Origin of the sequence: Rhizobium sp. Root1220 (assembly GCF_001426265.1) — a bacterium.
Classification (GTDB): Bacteria; Pseudomonadota; Alphaproteobacteria; order Rhizobiales; family Rhizobiaceae; genus Rhizobium.
The window spans coordinates 158,081-176,325 of record NZ_LMDG01000032.1 but is presented as its reverse complement, the minus strand read 5'-3'; the positions used below and the strand labels follow the sequence as shown (position 1 = coordinate 176,325).

At 60.5% G+C, this 18,245-nt stretch carries 17 protein-coding genes; 11 read left to right on the top strand and 6 right to left on the bottom strand.

Translation table 11 applies throughout. The features are described 5' to 3' along the window. Positions 1-67: 67 nt before the first annotated feature. From ASC90_RS17890 to ASC90_RS17875, 4 genes are read left to right on the top strand one after another with little or no spacing between them, the layout of a single operon-like run. Complete coding sequence (locus ASC90_RS17890; protein WP_056543028.1) at positions 68-1,099, top strand: Ldh family oxidoreductase; 1,032 nt, start codon at positions 68-70, stop codon at positions 1,097-1,099. Then, positions 1,099-2,325, top strand: a complete 1,227-nt coding sequence (locus ASC90_RS17885) for an iron-containing alcohol dehydrogenase (RefSeq protein WP_056543611.1) — start codon at positions 1,099-1,101, stop codon at positions 2,323-2,325. The genes ASC90_RS17890 and ASC90_RS17885 overlap by 1 nt, the downstream gene beginning before the upstream one ends. A 16-nt stretch (positions 2,326-2,341) precedes the next feature. Further along, on the top strand, positions 2,342-3,826 hold the full coding sequence (locus tag ASC90_RS17880) for an NAD-dependent succinate-semialdehyde dehydrogenase (RefSeq protein ID WP_056543026.1): 1,485 nt from the start codon (positions 2,342-2,344) through the stop codon (positions 3,824-3,826). An 8-nt stretch (positions 3,827-3,834) separates the two neighbouring features. Next, the gene (locus ASC90_RS17875; protein ID WP_056543024.1) at positions 3,835-4,659 is read left to right on the top strand and encodes an alpha/beta hydrolase; all 825 of its coding nucleotides are present in this window, start codon (positions 3,835-3,837) and stop codon (positions 4,657-4,659) included. A 4-nt stretch (positions 4,660-4,663) separates the two neighbouring features. Here the strand turns inward: ASC90_RS17875 and ASC90_RS30290 are convergent, their stop codons facing one another. Continuing rightward, positions 4,664-4,798 (bottom strand): hypothetical protein, encoded by a 135-nt coding sequence (locus tag ASC90_RS30290; RefSeq protein ID WP_280138331.1) that lies wholly within the window; start codon positions 4,796-4,798, stop codon positions 4,664-4,666. A gap of 891 nt (positions 4,799-5,689) precedes the next feature. On the opposite strand from ASC90_RS30290, the gene ASC90_RS17865 reads away from it, so the two are divergent. The 4 genes from ASC90_RS17865 to ASC90_RS17850 all read left to right on the top strand — a co-directional run bounded on the left by ASC90_RS17865 (position 5,690) and on the right by ASC90_RS17850 (position 9,886). Further along, complete coding sequence (locus ASC90_RS17865; RefSeq protein WP_056543021.1) at positions 5,690-6,865, top strand: Gfo/Idh/MocA family oxidoreductase; 1,176 nt, start codon at positions 5,690-5,692, stop codon at positions 6,863-6,865. Positions 6,866-6,869: 4 nt separating this feature from the next. Then, entirely contained in the window at positions 6,870-8,042 is a 1,173-nt protein-coding gene (locus ASC90_RS17860) for a dihydrodipicolinate synthase family protein (protein ID WP_056543020.1), read from the top strand. 45 nt (positions 8,043-8,087) lie between these two features. Beyond that, positions 8,088-8,912 carry a sugar phosphate isomerase/epimerase family protein gene (locus ASC90_RS17855; protein WP_056543017.1) on the top strand — a complete coding sequence of 275 codons (825 nt, stop codon included), beginning with the start codon at positions 8,088-8,090 and terminating at the stop codon, positions 8,910-8,912. Between the two features lie 536 nt (positions 8,913-9,448). Next, positions 9,449-9,886 (top strand): hypothetical protein, encoded by a 438-nt coding sequence (locus ASC90_RS17850; RefSeq protein ID WP_056543015.1) that lies wholly within the window; start codon positions 9,449-9,451, stop codon positions 9,884-9,886. 110 nt (positions 9,887-9,996) lie between these two features. On the opposite strand, the gene ASC90_RS17845 is transcribed toward ASC90_RS17850, so the two are convergent. From ASC90_RS17845 to ASC90_RS17825, 5 genes are all read right to left on the bottom strand, one after another. Further along, positions 9,997-10,743 (bottom strand): ThuA domain-containing protein, encoded by a 747-nt coding sequence (locus ASC90_RS17845; protein ID WP_056543013.1) that lies wholly within the window; start codon positions 10,741-10,743, stop codon positions 9,997-9,999. 13 nt (positions 10,744-10,756) lie between these two features. Continuing rightward, positions 10,757-11,842, bottom strand: a complete 1,086-nt coding sequence (gene ugpC / locus ASC90_RS17840) for a sn-glycerol-3-phosphate ABC transporter ATP-binding protein UgpC (protein ID WP_056543011.1) — start codon at positions 11,840-11,842, stop codon at positions 10,757-10,759. A 21-nt stretch (positions 11,843-11,863) separates the two neighbouring features. Then, complete coding sequence (locus tag ASC90_RS17835; RefSeq protein WP_056543010.1) at positions 11,864-12,775, bottom strand: carbohydrate ABC transporter permease; 912 nt, start codon at positions 12,773-12,775, stop codon at positions 11,864-11,866. A 1-nt stretch (position 12,776) separates the two neighbouring features. After that, complete coding sequence (locus ASC90_RS17830) at positions 12,777-13,664, bottom strand: sugar ABC transporter permease (RefSeq protein WP_056543007.1); 888 nt, start codon at positions 13,662-13,664, stop codon at positions 12,777-12,779. 84 nt (positions 13,665-13,748) lie between these two features. Continuing rightward, positions 13,749-15,041 (bottom strand): extracellular solute-binding protein, encoded by a 1,293-nt coding sequence (locus tag ASC90_RS17825; protein WP_056543006.1) that lies wholly within the window; start codon positions 15,039-15,041, stop codon positions 13,749-13,751. Positions 15,042-15,242: 201 nt separating this feature from the next. On the opposite strand from ASC90_RS17825, the gene ASC90_RS17820 reads away from it, so the two are divergent. From ASC90_RS17820 to ASC90_RS17810, 3 genes are all read left to right on the top strand, one after another. Continuing rightward, a complete protein-coding gene (locus ASC90_RS17820; RefSeq protein ID WP_056543004.1) occupies positions 15,243-16,247 on the top strand; it encodes a Gfo/Idh/MocA family oxidoreductase in 1,005 nt (334 codons plus the stop codon). An 8-nt stretch (positions 16,248-16,255) separates the two neighbouring features. After that, positions 16,256-17,254: a LacI family DNA-binding transcriptional regulator gene (locus tag ASC90_RS17815; RefSeq protein WP_156393041.1), complete on the top strand. Its 999-nt coding sequence runs from the start codon at positions 16,256-16,258 to the stop codon at positions 17,252-17,254. 207 nt (positions 17,255-17,461) lie between these two features. Beyond that, a complete protein-coding gene (locus ASC90_RS17810) occupies positions 17,462-18,232 on the top strand; it encodes a hypothetical protein (protein ID WP_056543000.1) in 771 nt (256 codons plus the stop codon). Positions 18,233-18,245: the final 13 nt, after the last annotated feature.

Here is an 18,245-nt window from a genome sequence, read left to right as displayed (position 1 = left end):
AATCGCTAACACGATGCTCCGACCAATGCAATACTATATCCTATAGGATTTTATATAGGGAGAGAATGTGAAGGTATCGGGGCAGACGGCACTCGCGCTCGGGAAACGGTTGCTGGAGGGATGGAACGTCCCCCCGGAAAACGCCGCTCTCCAAGCGCGCGTACTGGTGGAAGCTGAACTCAAGGGCCATCCCTCGCACGGGCTGCAACGCCTTCCGCGCGTGCTCCGTCGCATTGAGCGCGGCTTGGTCGCGCCATCGGCTAAGGGCGTCTATAAGTGGAGGTCCGATGCGGTGCTGGAGGTGGATGGCGGCGCGGGGCTGGGCCCGGTCGTGGCAATGGACGCGCTTGCTCGGCTGATGGATCGCGTCCTCTCCTCGGGGATCGCACTTGCCGCCATTCGCAACAGCAATCACTTGGGAATGCTGGCCTATTACGTTGAACAGGTCGCCGCCCGCGGCCTCATCGGCATAGCAATGTCGTCGAGCGAAGCGTTGGTCCATCCATACGGAGGTACACGGGCGATGCTAGGCACCAACCCTCTGGCAATCGCCGTGCCGACAGCCGGTCAACCGCTGGTGCTGGATCTCGCCACCAGCAATGTCTCGATGGGAAAGATCCATCACCACGCGGCGACAGGTCGGCCAATTCCGGAAGGCTGGGCGCGTGACGCCGAGGGCCGGCCCACCACCGATCCGCTACGAGCAAAACTAGGTGCAATCGCGCCGTTTGGGGATGCAAAAGGATACGGCCTGGGCATTGCCATCGAGCTTCTGGTCGCCGCTCTTGCTGGATCGGCGTTGGCGCCCGAGGTTCGGGGCACGCTGGATGCCGAAGCGCCTTGCAACAAGGGCGACCTACTGATTGTGATCGACATGGGCTCCGCGCCGGATCTCGCAATGCGGCTTTCGGCCTACCTTGATGCAGTCCGCGCATCACCGCCTACACAAATCGAGAAGCCCGTGCGGGTACCCGGCGATGGTGCCCATCGCCGGCGCCAGGCCGCGCTGGCGCAGGGGTTCGAGATAGATCCGCGCCTGTGGGCTGAACTCAACGCACTCCCGCATTCCAATTCCGCCGTTTTCGAAGGACATGAATGATGACCCTGTTCGCCGCGTTAAGACTGCCACGCGAGATTCTGTTCGGCAAAGGCCAGCGTCATGCGCTGCCGGACGTCGCACGGAAGCTCGGTACGAAGGCTCTCATTTGTACCGACGAGCGGTTTGCCGGCACCGCGGTGTTTCGCGAAATCGTCGATGCGCTGAAAGCCGCTTCGGTTGAGGTTCTGGTGCACGACGCTGTTTTGCCGGATGTGCCACGTGATACAGTCGCCGTCTGCGTCGAGGCGGCGCGCCCCTTCGGGCCGGATATGGTAATCGGTATCGGTGGCGGCAGCTGCCTGGACATGGCGAAATGCGCGGCGCTGCTGATCGCCCATGGAGGTTCGCTGCAGGATTACTACGGCGAGTTCAAGATTCCTGGCCCGGTCGTGCCTGTCATTGCGGTTCCCACCACCGCCGGCACTGGATCTGAGGTGACGCCGGTAGCAGTTATCTCGGATCCAGACAGAACGCTCAAGGTCGGCATCTCCAGCCCTTATCTCATTGCCACGGTTGCAATCTGCGACCCCGACCTGACCATAAGCTGCCCGCCAGCCCTGACCGCCATCGCCGGCGCCGATGCCCTTACCCATGCCATAGAAGCGTTCACGGCGGCGCGCAGGGGTACAGATCATGGCCTCGCGCAGAAGCATGTGTTCATCGGCAAGAGCGCGTTGAGCGACCATTTTGCGCTACTGGCGATCAAGATGCTGGGACGGAGTCTCGAGAAAGCCTATGTCGATGGCTCCGACGAGGATGCCCGCGCGGACGTCATGATGGGCGCGCTCGCGGCGGGTTGTGCTTTCGGCACCGCCGGCACGGGGGCGGCGCACGCCGTGCAATATCCCGCCGGCGCGGTCACCCACACCGCCCACGGACTTGGAGTGGCGACAATGTTGCCCTATGTCATGAACTACAACCGTTCTGTCGCCGCCGCCGACATCGCCGAAGTCGGTGCTGCGCTTGGCCTCGAAGCGAACAGGCGCGGCGCCGACGAGATGGCTGAAGCGACGATCCGGGAAGTTAGCCGGCTCTTTGCCGCGATCGGAATCACGCCAACGCTTGCAGCGCTAGGACTTCCGGCGGACAAGCTCGACTGGACGGCGGAGCAGGCGATCAGCATCGACCGGTTGATCAAGAACAATCCGCGCGTTTTCGATCTCACTGCCATGAGGCGGCTCATTCAGGCCGCATTCGATGGCGATCTCTCCGCCTCCGCTTTATAATATCAGGAAGAAAACGATGAGCGCTTCGCACAATATCAAAGCCGACCCCGAAACCTTGGACTTCCATGCGTTTTCCCACGGATTGTATATCGACGGACAGTGGCGTGCGTCGCACGATGGCGGACGCATCGACGTCGTCGACCCGTCCACCGAAGCAGTGATTGCTGCCGTTCCCGATGCAACGTTGGAGGATGGCGCCTTGGCTGTCGAGGCCGCCGCTCGAGCAGCGGAAAGCTGGCGTGCAACGCCGCCGCGCAAGCGCTCGGAGATTCTACGCCGCTGCTTCGAACTGATGGTCGAAAGGTCGGAGACGCTGGCCACATTGATCTCCCTCGAGAACGGCAAGGCCTTGCGGGATGCGCGCGGCGAAGTGGCATACGCCGCCGAATTCTTCCGCTGGAATGCCGAAGAGGCCGTTCGCATCACCGGGGAGTTCGGCACATCGCCGTCCGGCGCGAACCGCATTGTCGTCGACTACCAGCCAATCGGCATCTGCGTGCTGATCACGCCGTGGAATTTCCCGGCGGCGATGGCTACCCGCAAGATTGCGCCGGCGCTTGCCGCTGGCTGCACCGTGATCCTAAAGCCTGCCAGCGAGACGCCGCTGACCGCCTATGCCCTGGCTGCACTCTACGAGGAGGCCGGCGTACCTCCAGGCGTGGTCAACGTGGTTACCACGTCCAAGCCCGGTGTGGTTACGGCAGCCATGCTGAGCGACCCCCGAGTGAGAAAACTCTCCTTCACCGGCTCGACCGGGGTCGGGCGTACGTTGCTTGGCGAGGCGGCAAAGCACGTGATTTCCTGCTCCATGGAACTGGGCGGGAATGCACCATTCATCGTCTTCGACGACGCGGACCTCGAGGCCGCGCTCGATGGCGCGATGATCGCCAAGATGCGCAACGCCGGTGAGGCATGCACGGCTGCTAACCGCCTGTACGTGCAGTCCGGGATATACGATGCCTTTGCAGAGGGCCTCACCAGGCGGATGAACGGTCTGCGGGTTGGCGCCGGCGCGGATGCCGCAACAGAATGCGGCCCGATGATCACGCGAAAGGCCGTCGACAAGATCGATCGTCTCGTCAAGGATGCCGTTTCTCGCGGCGCGCGCGTTCTTTGCGGGGGCACGATCACAGCGCAAAAAGGCTTCTTCTATCCCCCGACCGTCCTCTCGGATGTCCCGACGACCGCAGAGATGGCGAAGGAGGAGATATTCGGCCCGGTCGCACCGCTTTCGCGCTTCGAAGATGAGGCCGAGGTCATCGCACGGGCCAACAATACGGAGTATGGACTTGCGGCCTACATTTACACCGCGGATCTTGCGCGCGGCATGCGAGTGGCGTCAAAGGTCGAGGCAGGGATGATTGCGCTCAACCGTGGCCTGCTTTCCGACCCGGCCGCGCCCTTCGGCGGCGTGAAGCAGAGTGGCCTCGGGCGAGAAGGCGGGCAGCACCATGGGATCGCGGAATTCATGGAGGCGAAATACATCGCCGCCACCATCTGAAAGGCAGCATGACCTTGGCAGCAGATCTGTTCCGTATTCGCGATCATGTCGCCGATTTCGACGATATCGTGAAGGATATCAAGGCGCGCAGCGAAGCGACGCGCACCGATATTCCAATGGTCGCCGACATTGCCTATGGAGCGGACCCGACCGAGACCGTGGACCTGTTCATTCCACGCCATCGCAGAGCTGGAATGCCCGTGCACATGTTCATACATGGCGGCTACTGGAGGATGTTCTCCAAACGCGACTACTCATACGTTGCGGACACGATCACCGGTGCCGGCGCGATCGCCGTCATTGTGGACTACGCGCTGATGCCGGTCGTGCGGATGGTCACAATCGTGGATCAGGTTCGGCGTGCGAAGCAGTGGGTGCTTGAGAGGATCGCCGAGCATGGGGGGGATCCGGAGCGGATATCGGTCAGCGGCCACTCTGCAGGGGCACACCTCTCAACGTTTCTGTTCAACGAGACGGAGCGGCCGTCGGGAATAAAGGCTGCATTGCTCCTGGGTGGGATTTATGATCTGAAGCCGCTTCAATCGTCCTTCCTCCGCACTGAAATCGGCATTACCGACAAGGAAGTCGACGAGTTCAGCCCAATGACGCGCCGCCACGATCCGTCGACGAGTGCCATGCTGCTGGTAGGAGCCGACGAAACGCCACCGTTTCATCAGCAAGCGGACGCATTTATGGCCGCGCTCAGCCGTCAGGGCCTGCCCGCCACCCGCAGCAGTATCGCGGCGGGCAACCATATGAGCAGTGTACGGGATCTCGGCATTCCCGGCTCGGAGGCAGCGGCATGGCTTGATAAAGTCATAGCACGCACCTAGTGGTTCACGCGTTTCTTGTCAGGTTGAGCAGTCCCGTCTTCTTGGCGACGCACGATATTTCCTCCAACGCGATAGCCGAAGCATAGGGCTGCATCGCCAGGAATGGCACGACGTGGAAACACTGGCCGAGCGCTGTCACGCCTCAACCTGCAAATTGAATGTCCGCAGACAAAACGGGAGCAGGCACGCGCAACAAAAACATGCGCCAATACCACACAACCGGGCTAACTATCCTCGCCATCTCAAGTTTTATTCGTTATCATACTCAACTTCAGATAGGCTTACGTCTTAATTCTTTGATACTTATCGTATCAATTGCGGTTGAAAAGTGTCCAAACTGTGCCATAACTGGCTATGAGGGAAATTCGCCCCCCACAATACGGGTTCTTTGACGGCAACCGCGGCTGGGAGCGTCGTGCCGTGTTCAGACGCGAGTTGCAACGGCTCATCGATGGAGCTGTGCGCGCTGGCTGGCGAGAGGATGAGATAGCGCTCGAAGTTGCCGACCTGGCAGATGAGTATGTGATGAAGCTGGCGAGGCGGAAGACAGCCCAGGCACCTTTTTTATGTGCAAATGACAACGGCTAGCCAGGCCGGCGCTTCCCTTCGGCCGGTACCCGGCCATGCATCAATCTCCGTGCAAACACGGCTGACGCGGGAGAGTAGGCGTTGTACCATCTGCGTGCACTCCGATAAGCGTGGCATTGAGCAGCAGGAAACGGCAATGAGGCAATTGCACCAATGCGATGCTCGGGCCGTTTCAGATCCTGACATTTGCGCTGTTTTCCGCCGTCGCGATTTCCTGCCTCTTCGTCATCCTGATGCGGCAGTTTGGTCCACTCGTGGTAGCCAGCTCTATCTATGGGGAGCCGATTCCGACCCTTGGGTCCAATAGCCTCTAACGGCCGCGCTCCACGGTCGCTGCATTCGGCATTTTCGATCGAGGTCCTTATCTCTCACCCGGTTGACAGCACGATTCTGGCGTGTCAGTTATGTAACTAACTGGTTATTTATTGGGAGGAAGAGGCAGATGGCTGTAAAATCGCTCGGCATTATCATGCACGGGATTACCGGCCGCATGGGCTACAACCAGCACCTGGTGCGGTCCATCCTTGCGATCCGGGAGCAGGGAGGACTTGAACTCGGGAACGGCGACCGGCTGATGCCCGATCCGATCCTCGTTGGCCGAAATGCCGACAAGATCGAGGCGATCGCCCGCAGGCATGGTCTGACGCGCACAACGACAGACCTCGACAGTGCTTTGGCCGATCCGCACAACAGTATCTTCTTCGACGCCGGCTCGACTCAGATGCGCGTATCGCTTCTGAAGAGGGCCATCGAGGCCGGCAAGCATGTCTATTGCGAAAAGCCGATCTCGGAAACGCTTGGCGAGGCGCTGTCCGTGGCAGACCTTGCCGAGCAGCGCGGGGTCAAGAACGGCGTCGTGCAGGACAAGCTCTACCTGCCGGGCCTGCGCAAGATTGCGTTGCTGCGCGATAGCGGCTTCTTCGGCAAGATTCTTTCGGTGCGCGGCGAGTTTGGCTACTGGGTGTTCGAGGGCGATTGGGGCGTGAAGGGGCAGCGGCCTTCCTGGAACTATCGCGCGGCAGACGGCGGCGGAATGATCCTCGATATGCTGCCGCATTGGCGCTATGTGCTGGACAACCTCTTCGGCGAAGTGAAGGCCGTCAGTTGCTATGCCTCGACCCATATCCCAAGCCGCGTCGATGAAAGCGGCAAGACCTACCGGGCAGATGCCGACGACGCCGCCTATTCGACCTTCGAACTCGAAGGCGGTATCGTTGCGCACATCAATTCGTCCTGGGCCGTGCGCGTCCGTCGCGATGACCTCGTCACCTTCCAGGTCGACGGCACACATGGCTCGGCGGCCTGCGGACTGACGAAGTGCTGGACGCAGCATCGCGTCAACACACCGAAGCCGGTGTGGAACCCGGACCAGCCGCAAACGATCGACTTCTACAAGACCTGGGACGAGGTCCCGGAAACGCAGGTCTTCGACAACGGCTTCAAGGCGCAATGGGAGGATTTCCTCCGCTATGTCGTTGACGATGCCCCGTGGAAATTCACGCTGCGCGAAGGCGCCAAGGGCGTGCAGCTTGCCGAACTGGCCCATCAGAGCTGGAAGGAACGGCGTTGGGTCGACGTACCGTCGCTCGCCGAGACACCCGTTCGCAAGGTCGCGTGACGCCATGCCAGCCACCCTTCGCCTTCCCGTCTCCGGCGGCAAACTGCTCGACTATACGACCGCCAACACCCCGATTGCCCCGCCGCGGCGTGCCGCCGGCGAGCCCGCATTCAACCGTGTGGCCTACGCTGCCGCCCACGTCGTCGTCGATCCGCTCGCCGACAACGATCCCTGGATCGATCGCAATATCGACTGGGAGCGGACGATTGCATTTCGCGAATATCTCTGGGACCTCGGCCTCGGCGTCGCCGAGGCCATGGATACCGCCCAGCGGGGCATGGGGCTGGACTGGACCGGCGCCAAGGAACTTATCGCCAACGTCCAGTCGGCGGCGCGCAAACGCCCGGGCGCACTGATTGCGTATGGTGCTGGAACAGATCACCTGGCACCGGGACCTGACGTCACTATCGACGACGTGATCCGCGCCTATGAGGAGCAGGTCGCCTATGTCGAGGGGCAGGGCGGGCGGGTCATCCTGATGGCGAGCCGCGCACTGGCGGCGGTGGCAAAAAGCCCGGACGACTATGCTCGCGTCTACGCGCGCATCCTGCGGCAGGTCCGCGAGCCGGTCATGATCCACTGGCTCGGCGACATGTTCGATCCTGCCTTGGCCGGCTACTGGGGCTCGTCGGACGACCTGCGCGCGATGGAGACCGCGATCGCGATCATCAACGACAACGCCGCCAGGGTCGACGGAGTGAAGATTTCCCTGCTTTCCGCGGAGAAGGAAATCATCATGCGACGGCGGCTCGATCCGGCGGTGAAGATGTATACCGGCGACGACTTCAACTATGCCGAACTGATTGCCGGCGATGAGCAGGGCCACTCGCATGCGCTGCTCGGCATCTTCGATGCGATAGCGCCCGCAGCGAGCGCCGCTCTTCAAAAGCTTGCAATGGACGACATCAAGGGGTTCCACGACATCCTCGCGCCGACCGTGCCGCTGTCGCGTCATATCTTCAAGACGCCGACGCGCTTCTACAAGACCGGCGTCGTCTTCCTCGCCTACCTGAACGGATTCCAGAACCATTTCCAGATGCTGGGAGGCCAGCAGAGCGCGCGCTCCGTGGTCCACCTGGCAGAACTGTTCCGTCTAGCCGACGAGGCACGCGTCCTGAGGGATCCGGATATGGCTGCAAACCGCATGAAGACGATTCTGGCGACTGCAGGCATCTAGGAATCAACGCAACGCTTCGCGGCTAGCGAAGCGGGAGGAGCATCCATGGAAATCGACGGCCTTTCGATCAATCTTGCGACCGTCCGACAGCAGTACAACATGAAACAGGCCGTCGATGCCTGCCTCACGCATAAGATCTCGGCAATCGCGCCCTGGCGCGATCAGGTCCATGCGATCGGCCTTGCAGAGGCAGCCCGCATTGTCACCGACAACGGGCTGAGGGTGACCGGACTTTGCCGCGGTGGCATGTTTCCGGCGGCCGACGCCGTCGGGCGCGCTACTGCCATCGACGACAACAAGAAAGCGATCGACGAGGCTGCGACCCTGAATGCAGACTGCCTTGTCCTCGTCGTCGGCGGTCTACCGACTGGTTCGAAAGACATTCCCCACGCACGCGAGATGGTCGCCGATGGCATCGCTGCGATCCTGCCGCATGCCCGGGCATCCGGCGTTCCCATCGCCATCGAACCCTTGCACCCGATGTATGCCGCCGACCGCGCATGCGTGAACACACTCGAACAGGCGCTCGACATCTGCGACCTGCTGGGCGATGGCATAGGCGTTGCCGTCGACGTCTATCATGTCTGGTGGGATCCCAAACTCGAACAGCAGATCGCCCGCGCCGGCGCTTCCGGGCGTATTCTCGCCCATCACATCTGCGACTGGTTGGTCCCGACGACAGATATGTTGCTCGATCGCGGCATGATGGGTGATGGTGTTATCGACTTGAAGCGTATTCGCGGAATGATCGAGACAGCCGGCTATCATGGGCCACAGGAGGTCGAAATCTTCTCGGCTGCAAACTGGTGGAAAAGGCCAGGCGAAGAGGTGCTGTCAACCTGCGCGCAACGGTTCCGGACAGTGTGCTGAGCCGGCACCGCGGATCGCGGTAAAAGCACCAGAACCGCACGTAACGATTGACAGATCACATTAGAACGGCGGATGGCGATCGATCCTTGTGGCCTGCTAAACCTCTGGTTAACCATAGATATTTACCGTTACGGCAGCAAATCAGCACCTAGCTTCCTCTACGGCCTACAGCCACTTCCTTCTTTCGAAGGGTGGTGATGGGAACGCAAGGCAACAGCGCACAATTTGATAAATGGGCCGTCAGCGCCGGATCGGAACCTGATCATCACTGATTCGTCTAAATTCGTCGACTGATTTGGCGTTAATTTAGGGCTGCGGCCACGCAAAATCGCGCCGCGACTGAGGTGCCCCATCGCTGTTCCCCGCGGGGAACTGCCGGTCTTGGGTCGCTCCAATGTTACCTGGTCGTCACGCAGGGCAGGCATGCGAATTCATACTCGACACGACTTGATTGACCCGCCCCGTCCGCTAGCTCCGTTTACAAGGGCGCATGTTGCAATGGGGCTGCGCAAACCATCAGTCGAATGGAGCCCACAATGAAACATCAGACATTGGAGCAACTGCAGAACATCGCGGAGATCGAACCAGCGTGTTCGCAACGGATAATGTTGCGTGGCGAGCGCTTGCAACGCTGGGCGCAAGACCTTGAACGGAGTCCGCACCGCCGCCTCGCAACACTCTACCAGACGGAGCACCAGCCTGCCTGCGTCACCGCGCTCATGCGAAGTGACAACTCACCGCTCACCGTCGCCTTCGAGGATCCGATCCTGCGGGCCGCCGGATTGCAGAATGATACCTACGGCGAGACGAAGCGGTTCTTCGAGCTCGCTGACGAAGAGTTGCATGACATCATCTGCTACTGCCATTTCGGCGCCACCGTCAGCGCCTCGGCGGCAGCTCGGCACATTCGCGCGGCGGTCGCCACGGAGCGGCCGGGGCTATTCGCGCGATTGCGCGCGATCTTCTTGGCTTAAACCGTTCGCGGGTGCCCTGCGGCACCCGCGTCCATCCATCCCGTCATGGCAGATCGAATTGTCGGACTTAACCGTTGTCGGCCCGATAAGGCATGGCGCGATAAACGCGATCAGGCCTTCTTCGCCGGACGATTGTGGATAGGCTCCGCCCGGTGCCAATTCTCCAGAACACGGCCATCCGTATGGGTCTGCTTCGCCCAGCGGATACCGTTCGAGATGACCTTGTGGATCGTCTTGTCGTGGTAAATCGGATAGCTTTCGTGACCCGGGCTGAAGAAGAAAATACGTCCGCGGCCCCGCTGGAAGGTGCAGCCGCTGCGGAAGACCTCACCGCCTGAATACCAGGAAATGAAGACCAGCTCGTCCGGCTGCGGAATATCGAAGGGCTCGCCGTACATCTCCGAAGCATTCACCTCGAAAAAGGGCGGTAGCCCTTCGGCAATCGGATGCGACGGGTTGATCACCCAGACTCGTTCGAGATCTCCCTCCGGCGTCTCACGCCAGGAAAGGTTGGCATTGGTGCCCATCAGCCGGCGAAAAAGTTTGGAATGATGGCCCGAGTGAAGGACCAGCAAGCCCATGCCTTTGAGTACGCGCTGCTGCACGCGGTCGATCAGTCCGTCGCTGACATCCTCGTGGGCCATATGCCCCCACCACAGCAGCACATCGGTATCGTTCAGGACGGAGTCGGGGAGACCCTCGTCGGGATCGTCGAGCGTACCCCGGCGGATCTCGAAATCAGGATGCTGGATGCCTGCCGCAATCGCGCCGTCGATCCGATCCGGATAGATCTCCTGTACCTCCTTGTGCAGTTGCTCGTGGCGTCCTTCGTTCCAGATGGTGACCTTGATTGTCATGATGTCCTCGATGTTATGAAGCTTGTGCCGCGCGGATCAATCGTCCAGCGGAATCGAAAAGATGGCAGGTGGACGTGTCCGCTTTCAGCGCTACGCGATCGCCGGGCCGAACCGGGATATCGCCATCAGCGCGAACGACAATTGGTTGTTCCGGCGAACCGACGGTCAGGTAGGTCTCGACGCCGAGTCGCTCCACGATGACGACCTCGGCCGAAAAGCTGCCTTGTGCTTCGGAGGCGATTTTCAGATGTTCCGGCCGGATGCCCAGCGTCGCTTCCCCTTGCGGCACCGCGCCGTTCGTGTCTGCGAAGTCCAGTGCAAGACCGATCGGACTTTCCGCCCGAAGCTTCCCGCCCAACGGCCTTGTGATCGTGACCGGAATCGTGTTCATCTTCGGTGAGCCGATGAAAGTCGCGACGAACTCGTTTTCGGGCTGATGGTATAGTGCCATCGGCGCACCTTGCTGTGCGACAACGCCCTTGTTCAAAACAACGATCCGGTCGGCCATAGTCATGGCCTCGACCTGGTCATGGGTCACGTAAACGACGGTTGCCTTCAGCTCCCGATGCAAGCGCTGCAATTCCGCGCGCATCTGGACCCGAAGCGCGGAGTCGAGGTTGGAGAGTGGTTCATCGAAGAGGATCAGCGACGGCTTCTTGATGATCGCGCGGCCGATCGCGACACGCTGCCGCTGCCCTCCCGAGAGTGCGGCCGGACGCCGGTCCAGATAATCGGTCAGCTGCAATATCTCGGCGACGCCTTCAACCTGCTTCCGGATTTCCGCCTCCGGCACCTTCTTGAGGCTCAGTGAGAAGCCGATATTCTGCGCCACGGTCATATGCGGATAAAGTGCATAGGACTGGAACACCATGGCAATTCCGCGCTTGTCCGGCGGCACGTCGTTGATGCGCTGGCCATTGAGAATGAGGTCTCCATCGTCAATGCCCTCGAGGCCAGCAATCATGCGCAGCAGCGTGGACTTCCCACAGCCGGACGGGCCGACGAATACCGCGAATTCGCCATCCTCCACCGTGATATCAACCCCCTTGATAACCTCCAGGGCGCCGTAGAATTTGCGAACGTTCTTGAGATTGATCATCGTTGAAGCTCTTTCTGGATATCAGCCTTTGACGCCGCCCGCGAAGGTCTGGACGAGGAAGCGTCGCGCGAAGCCGAAGGCGACAACGGCCGGTAGGAGATAGATGAAGGCGAGGGCGGCCAGCAGGCCGTAGTCGATCTCGTTGATGCGCAGGAAAGCGCGAAACAGACCGAGCGGCAGCGTTTGCAGCTCCGGAGACGACAGGAAGATCAGCGGCAGCAGGAAATCGCCCCATGCCGACATGAAGGCAAACAGTCCGGCAGCGGCGAGGCCCGGCAGCGCCAGCGGGATCAGTACCCGCCGAATGCGCTGCATCAACGTCGCCCCGTCCATCAGCGCCGCCTCCTCGTAGTCACGCGGAAGGCCATCGAAGAAGGTTTTCATGATCCACAGTGCGAGCGGCAACTGCATGGTCGCCAGCACCAGGATCAAGCCCAGATAGCCGTCGATGAAGCCCGTCCAGCGCATGATCGCCCGGGTGTATCCGCCGAAGATCGGCCTAAGAATGGCGCCTTCTATGTTGTTCAGCGTCAAAAGGAACTTATAGAGCGGCACGACAAGCGCGGTCGGTGGCAGCACACGGATCAGCAGGATCGCGTAAAGAAACGGCAGCTTCCACCAGGCGCGCGTTCGTGACAGCGCATAACCGCCGAGGCCGGCGAGCACCATGACCAAAACGGTCGCCCCACCAACCACAAAAAGCGAATTGAAGAGCCATTTCGCTCCATCCTCCTTGGTGAAGACGCGCAGATAATTGGCAACCGTCCATTGCTCCGGCCACCGCAGGAACAGCTGCGCGTTGCCATCGAGGGACGCCAGCAGCACCCAGAAGAAAGGTACAGCGCAGAAGATCGAGATCAACGACAGTGTCGCATAGGCAAGCAGATCCGAACGGGTCTTGTTCGCATTTTCTGTCGGAGAGATTGCAGCCATGTCAGACCTCCACCTTCATGGACCGCACATAGCCGATGCCGAGGATCAGCGAGATCAGCAAAGTAACCACCGCGACCGCTGCGCCATAGCCAAGCTGGAATGCCGTGAACGATTGGTTATAGATGTAGATGCTGATGACCTCGGTCGCTCCACCCGGACCACCGCGTGTCAGCGCATAGACGAGGCCGAATACGGCGATCGTCGAAACGGCCGAGATCAGCATGTAAAGCAGGATTGTCGGCATCATCAGCGGAAGGGTGATACGGCGGAACATCTGTGAAGGGGTCGCGCCATCCATGCGCGCCGCCTCGTAGATTTCGCTGGGAATAGTGCTGAGACCCGCCGTCAGCAGTATCATTGCTGTCGCGATGCCGCGCCAGGTGTTGACGATGATGATCATCGACAGCGGAAAGACCTGCAGCCAATCGGCCGGCGTGACACCGAAGAAGCTGACGATGCGGCTGAGCGTGGCGTGCTCGCCGCCCGCGAGCATTGAAATCCACATGAAGCCGGCGACAACCTCGGGCGCGGCGTTCGGCAAAAGGATGATGGACGAGAATATCTGCCGGAAACGAATGTTCCGGCGTAGCGCCATGGCAGAGATCAACCCGAGAACAAACTGGCCGATCACGGCCGAACCGATCACGAAGAAAAAGGTGACGAGCAGCGCGTTCCAGAATTTCGCGTCATTGAGGAGTCGCGCATAGTTGCGAATGCCGACAAAGCGCGGTCGAAGGGCGGCAGCCCCCGTCAGCGCTTCGTTGGTGAAGCTCAGGTAGACGGAATATAGCGCGGGATAGATCACGAAGGCCAGAAGCAACACCAGTGATGGCAGCAGGATCACGAGCAGCTGGCGCTCGACGCGCCGTTCGTGAGAATTGAGGACCATGAAGCTCACAACCTTGTCTGATGATCGGAGACGCGGCCAATGCGCCGCGCCTCCGTCTTGGGCGGAAGTTGAAAAGCCTGAGGCTTACTTGACGGCGTCGTCGCCGAGGGTTTCCTTAACGTAGTCGACAAGGATCTTCTGAGCGCCGGCCGCGTCGGTATCCTTGCGCAACAGCGCTTCGGTTGCACGGGCCACGCCTTCAGCGACGATGCCAAAGCCGGACGCCTGCTTGAGGAAAACGCCATTGCCGGCGGCTGCGTGGATCGGAACGAGTTCCGTCAGCTTCTGGAACTCGGCATTCTTTGCCGCATCCTTACTGGCGGGAATATTGCCGATGCGCGCGGCATAGGAAACCTGGGTTTCCACCGAGCCGATTTCCATCAGTGCCTTCGTGGCAAGCTCGACATTCGCGGACTTGGCGTTGACGGCCCACGGAGCGGCAAGGTTGGCCAGCACGTATTGCCCGCCATCCTGGCCCGGAACAGTCCAGGTGCCGACGATCTTGGTGACGTCTGGGATCGGGTTCTTGCTCTCGCGGCCCCAGTCGAAGATGTAGCACCACGAGCCGCATGTGGTCGCCACCAGCTTGCCCTGTGGGAACATTTCATACTTGGGCACGACCCAAGGTTCCGGCCCGAGCAGCGGCTGCGTCGGCATCAGGTCCTTGTCGATCAGCTCCTTGTAGACGCCGAAGACGTCCTTGACGCCTTCACCGCCGAGATCAAGCTTGCCATCGGCATCGACCAGCTGCGGCGTCTTGGAACCGACGAGCAGGTGCTGGAAGCCTTCATCGAACGCACCGCTGCCCCAGGAAACGCCCGCGGGAAAGAGCAGACCATAAGCGCCGGTCTTCTGCTTCACCTCGGCCGCGCGATCCAGCAGATCCTTCCATGTTTTCGGCTGCTCGGTCGAGATCCCCGCCTTTTCCAGTACATCCTTGCGGAAATAGATTTCCTGGATGCCGAGCATGAACGGCATCACATAGGTTTCGCCGTCGGGGCTGGTGGCGAGCTGCTTCGCCACGTCATAGAAATTGGCATAACCATCCCAGGCATTGATTTCCTTGGTGACCGGCGCGAGGTATCCGGCGGCGACCATATCGGCGACCGCAGCTGTCGTCGGGATGGTGAAAAGGTCGGGCGCATTGCCCGCGCCGAGCTCGGTGAGCAGCTTCGTGAGGTAATCCTTGTCCGGCGCCGGGTATTCGACGACCTCGACGGTCACGCCGTATTTCTTCTCGATCGCCTCGACCGTCGACTTCATCGCGTCGATGCCGGCCTGGCCATGATTTGCAATTCGGATTGTCTCTGCATGCGCCAGCGTCGAAACGGCGCTAAGCAAAATGGCGCACAGGCCACCAATGACCGTCTTCTTCAACGGAAGTCCTCCCTTTTTGGCTTTTCGGCGCCCTCCAGCACCATGAGCGAAAATGTACACGCATTCCATTTTCAGGCAAGATGGATTTTCAAAAGATTCTTGTCCTTTGACCAACTATATGTTTTTATTCGCTTTAATACACGTTGCCTTCAAACGATCGTTTGTGTAATCGTATACACAAAGCAGTTTGGAGGAACCAGCATGTCACGGAAATTGCGGCTCGGCGTCATCGGCGCCGGCTTGAAGGCGGCTGAGTATGCCGCGAGCTGGGCTAGGATGCCCGAGATCGAATTCGTCGCGCTCGCGGATACGACCGCCTCCTCGCGCCAGCGACTGATCGATGTCTGCGTCGCTGCCGGCGCCGCAGAGCCGAGGAGTTTCGAGGACTACCGCGAAATGCTTTCGATGTGCCGCGAAAACCTGGATATCGTGTATGTCTCGACGCCGCACGCCTTCCACGGCGAACAGGCAGCAGCGGTTGCGGAGGCCGGTCTCGACCTCTTCCTTGAAAAGCCGATGGTCACGACAGTCGCCGAAGCCGAGACACTGATCGCCGCACAGAAGAAGAGCGGTGCAACCATTGTCACCGCCTTCCAGGGTGGCCTTTCTCCTTTGGTCATTGACACGCGCAGACGCGCTCTTGCCGGAGAGTTCGGTGAGCTCATCGCGATCTCCGGGATGATCTGGGAAAGCTGGTCGGGCAACTACGATGGGCACTGGAAGCAGCAGCCCGCTATCGCCGGTGGCGGCTTCATGTTCGATACCGGCGCGCACATGATGAACACAGTCTGCCTGCTTGCGAATTCCGATTTCGACAGCGTCTCGGCGTATATGAACAACCATGGCAAGAAGGTGGATATCGCCACCGCCGTGTCCGCGCGCCTGAAGAACGGCGCTCTGGCGACGCTCACAGCGGCAGGGGAGGGACCTCCGGGTTGCGCCTCCTACATTACGTTCTTCTATTCCAAGGCCATCGTGCGGATAGACGCATGGGGCGGCTGGCGCGAAATCAGCGTCGGCCAGGTCAGCGAACCGCGGGAAGAGGCCGAGATCCTTGGCAACCCGATGAAAAATTTCCTGGCCATACGCGGCGGCACGATGGAAAACACCGGCTCCGTTGAAATGGGCCTGCGTTTCGCTAGGCTATGGGATGCAATCAAGGAATCGGCTGCAGCCGACGGTTTCCCCGTCAAAATCGCCGCATAGCGTACGGAATATTGGAAATGAGCAAGCGACGGATCACCTCGAAGGAACTGGCGAAGCTCGCCGGGGTGTCCTCCGCGACGATTTCGCGAGCCTTCTCACCCGATTCACGGATCGGCAGTGCCACGCGCGACCGTATCCTGGCGGTTGCCCGTGAGTACGGCTACCAGCCGAATGCGATTGCACGCTCGCTAAACAATCAACGCTCCCGTCTCGTGGCGTTGGTCGTCAACGCGATCGGAAACCCCTGCGAAGCCGAGGAGCAACAGCTTCTTGTGCACCGCCTGCAAGCCCGGCAGTTGCTGCCGATCATTCTATGCTGTGCCGATCACGATGACCGGCTGCAACTGATGCGCCTTGCGTCGACCTATCAGGTCGATCATGTCGTCGTCTTCTCCGACATGGTATCCATGCAGGATGCGGTCGATATCTTTCACACGACGAAGCCGATCATCGTGTCCTTCGAGCCGCTTGAGAACGAAAACGTTTCGAATATCCGCATCGACGGCTCTGCCGCAGCCGACGAGATCATCGACAAGATCGCGCGCGACGGTAAAAAGCGCTTCGCCTATCTGTCCGGTACCAAGTCGAGCTGGATCGACAAGCTGCGTCGCAAGTGGTTCGCCGACGCGCTGGCCAAGCGCGGTTTGTCGATCGAGGCGGAGGCTTTCGGTGATTACAGCTATGATTCCGGCTTCAAGGAAGCGGTGCTGTTGCTTCATCGCGCCAAGGTCGACGCCATCATCTGCGGCAACGACGTCATGGCAATAGGCGCACGCGACGCGGCGCGACGTGTGCTTGGCAAAAGCACACCGACCGACATCGCCATCGTCGGCCAGGACGGCATCGCCATGGCCGCGTGGGACTGCAATGACCTCACGACGCTAAGCCTTGACCATGTCGCCTTCATGGACGCCGTCGTGGAACTCATAGAATGTCACGAAGCCGATCTTGAGGGGCCGCACAGTATAACGCTGACATGCACTGCTCGTTGGGGTTCGACCGCATAGTGCCCCAGGCATCCGGCCCGGAATTCATCAAAGCAGCCCAGGCGTCGGTTGTCGTTCCCAAGCGCGGCAGTCTCTAGGCTCACGCGACAACAATGTGCTAATATACAGCCTCAGCACGGCGCAGGGCCGGATTTGTTGCGTTTGTTGCGAGTTTCACCGCAGCCGGGCCGTCGCGCCGACACAGAACAAGACTTGCCGGGGGTAGCAATGCATAGATTCTCATCTCGTTTTCCGCGGGTGATCGTACCCGTGGTCACTCTGCATGCGCTCGGCGCATTTCTCTGGCTTGTGGGCGCTGCGACCGCGCAACAGCCAACCACAGAGCAGCGAAACGCAATCCGGTCCGCCTGCCGCTCCGATTTCATTGCGCAATGCTCGGGTGTGACACCTGGAGGCATGGAGGCTCTCACTTGCTTGCAACAGCATAGTGCGACTCTCTCCGCAAATTGCAGGGAGGCCGTATCGGCCATTAGTCCCGCCAAGCCGAAACCAACCTCAGTCACACCTGCCGAGACGAAACCGGACACGCCAGCGCCCGTTGCCGCCGCCACTACGCAGCCGAGTACGCCCACTCAAGCGCAGCACAATGCGATCAAGTCCGCTTGCAGCTCCGATTTCATGGCGCAATGTGGCGGTGTGACGCCCGGCGGGGCTGAGGCGCTTTCCTGCCTGCAAACGCACAGCAATTCGCTTTCGGCCTCATGTCAACAGGCGGTCGGGGGCCTGGGAAGCACCGGTGGGTCGATCCCGGCAGGGGCTCCGGTTGCATCGGAAATGCCGCCAGCCAACCAGCCTACAGCCATGCCTGCCTTTTCGCCGCGCGAGGAACTGTTCGTGATCCGGGAAACCTGCGGCGGTGATTTTCGCAGGCTCTGCGGTGCGGTCCCACTCGGCGGCGGCCGCGGCATTGCCTGTCTGAGGCAAAATCTGCCGCGTGTCTCGGCAGGCTGCCAGAAGGTACTGATGACGGGCCTCTAGCAGGCCTGGGTAT

Excerpts from the sequence above, each read along its gene's own strand:
- ASC90_RS17820 (WP_056543004.1), top strand. The coding sequence starts at position 15,243 with ATGTCACGGAAATTGCGGCTCGGCGTCATCGGCGCCGGCTTGAAGGCG.
- ASC90_RS17850 (WP_056543015.1), top strand. The coding sequence starts at position 9,449 with ATGAAACATCAGACATTGGAGCAACTGCAGAACATCGCGGAGATCGAA.
- ASC90_RS17885 (WP_056543611.1), top strand. The coding sequence starts at position 1,099 with ATGACCCTGTTCGCCGCGTTAAGACTGCCACGCGAGATTCTGTTCGGC.
- ASC90_RS17845 (WP_056543013.1), bottom strand. The coding sequence starts at position 10,743 with ATGACAATCAAGGTCACCATCTGGAACGAAGGACGCCACGAGCAACTG.
- ASC90_RS17810 (WP_056543000.1), top strand. The coding sequence starts at position 17,462 with ATGCATAGATTCTCATCTCGTTTTCCGCGGGTGATCGTACCCGTGGTC.
- ASC90_RS17855 (WP_056543017.1), top strand. The coding sequence starts at position 8,088 with ATGGAAATCGACGGCCTTTCGATCAATCTTGCGACCGTCCGACAGCAG.
- ASC90_RS17880 (WP_056543026.1), top strand. The coding sequence starts at position 2,342 with ATGAGCGCTTCGCACAATATCAAAGCCGACCCCGAAACCTTGGACTTC.
- ugpC (WP_056543011.1), bottom strand. The coding sequence starts at position 11,842 with ATGATCAATCTCAAGAACGTTCGCAAATTCTACGGCGCCCTGGAGGTT.
- ASC90_RS17860 (WP_056543020.1), top strand. The coding sequence starts at position 6,870 with ATGCCAGCCACCCTTCGCCTTCCCGTCTCCGGCGGCAAACTGCTCGAC.
- ASC90_RS17875 (WP_056543024.1), top strand. The coding sequence starts at position 3,835 with ATGACCTTGGCAGCAGATCTGTTCCGTATTCGCGATCATGTCGCCGAT.
- ASC90_RS17835 (WP_056543010.1), bottom strand. The coding sequence starts at position 12,775 with ATGGCTGCAATCTCTCCGACAGAAAATGCGAACAAGACCCGTTCGGAT.
- ASC90_RS17865 (WP_056543021.1), top strand. The coding sequence starts at position 5,690 with ATGGCTGTAAAATCGCTCGGCATTATCATGCACGGGATTACCGGCCGC.
- ASC90_RS17830 (WP_056543007.1), bottom strand. The coding sequence starts at position 13,664 with ATGGTCCTCAATTCTCACGAACGGCGCGTCGAGCGCCAGCTGCTCGTG.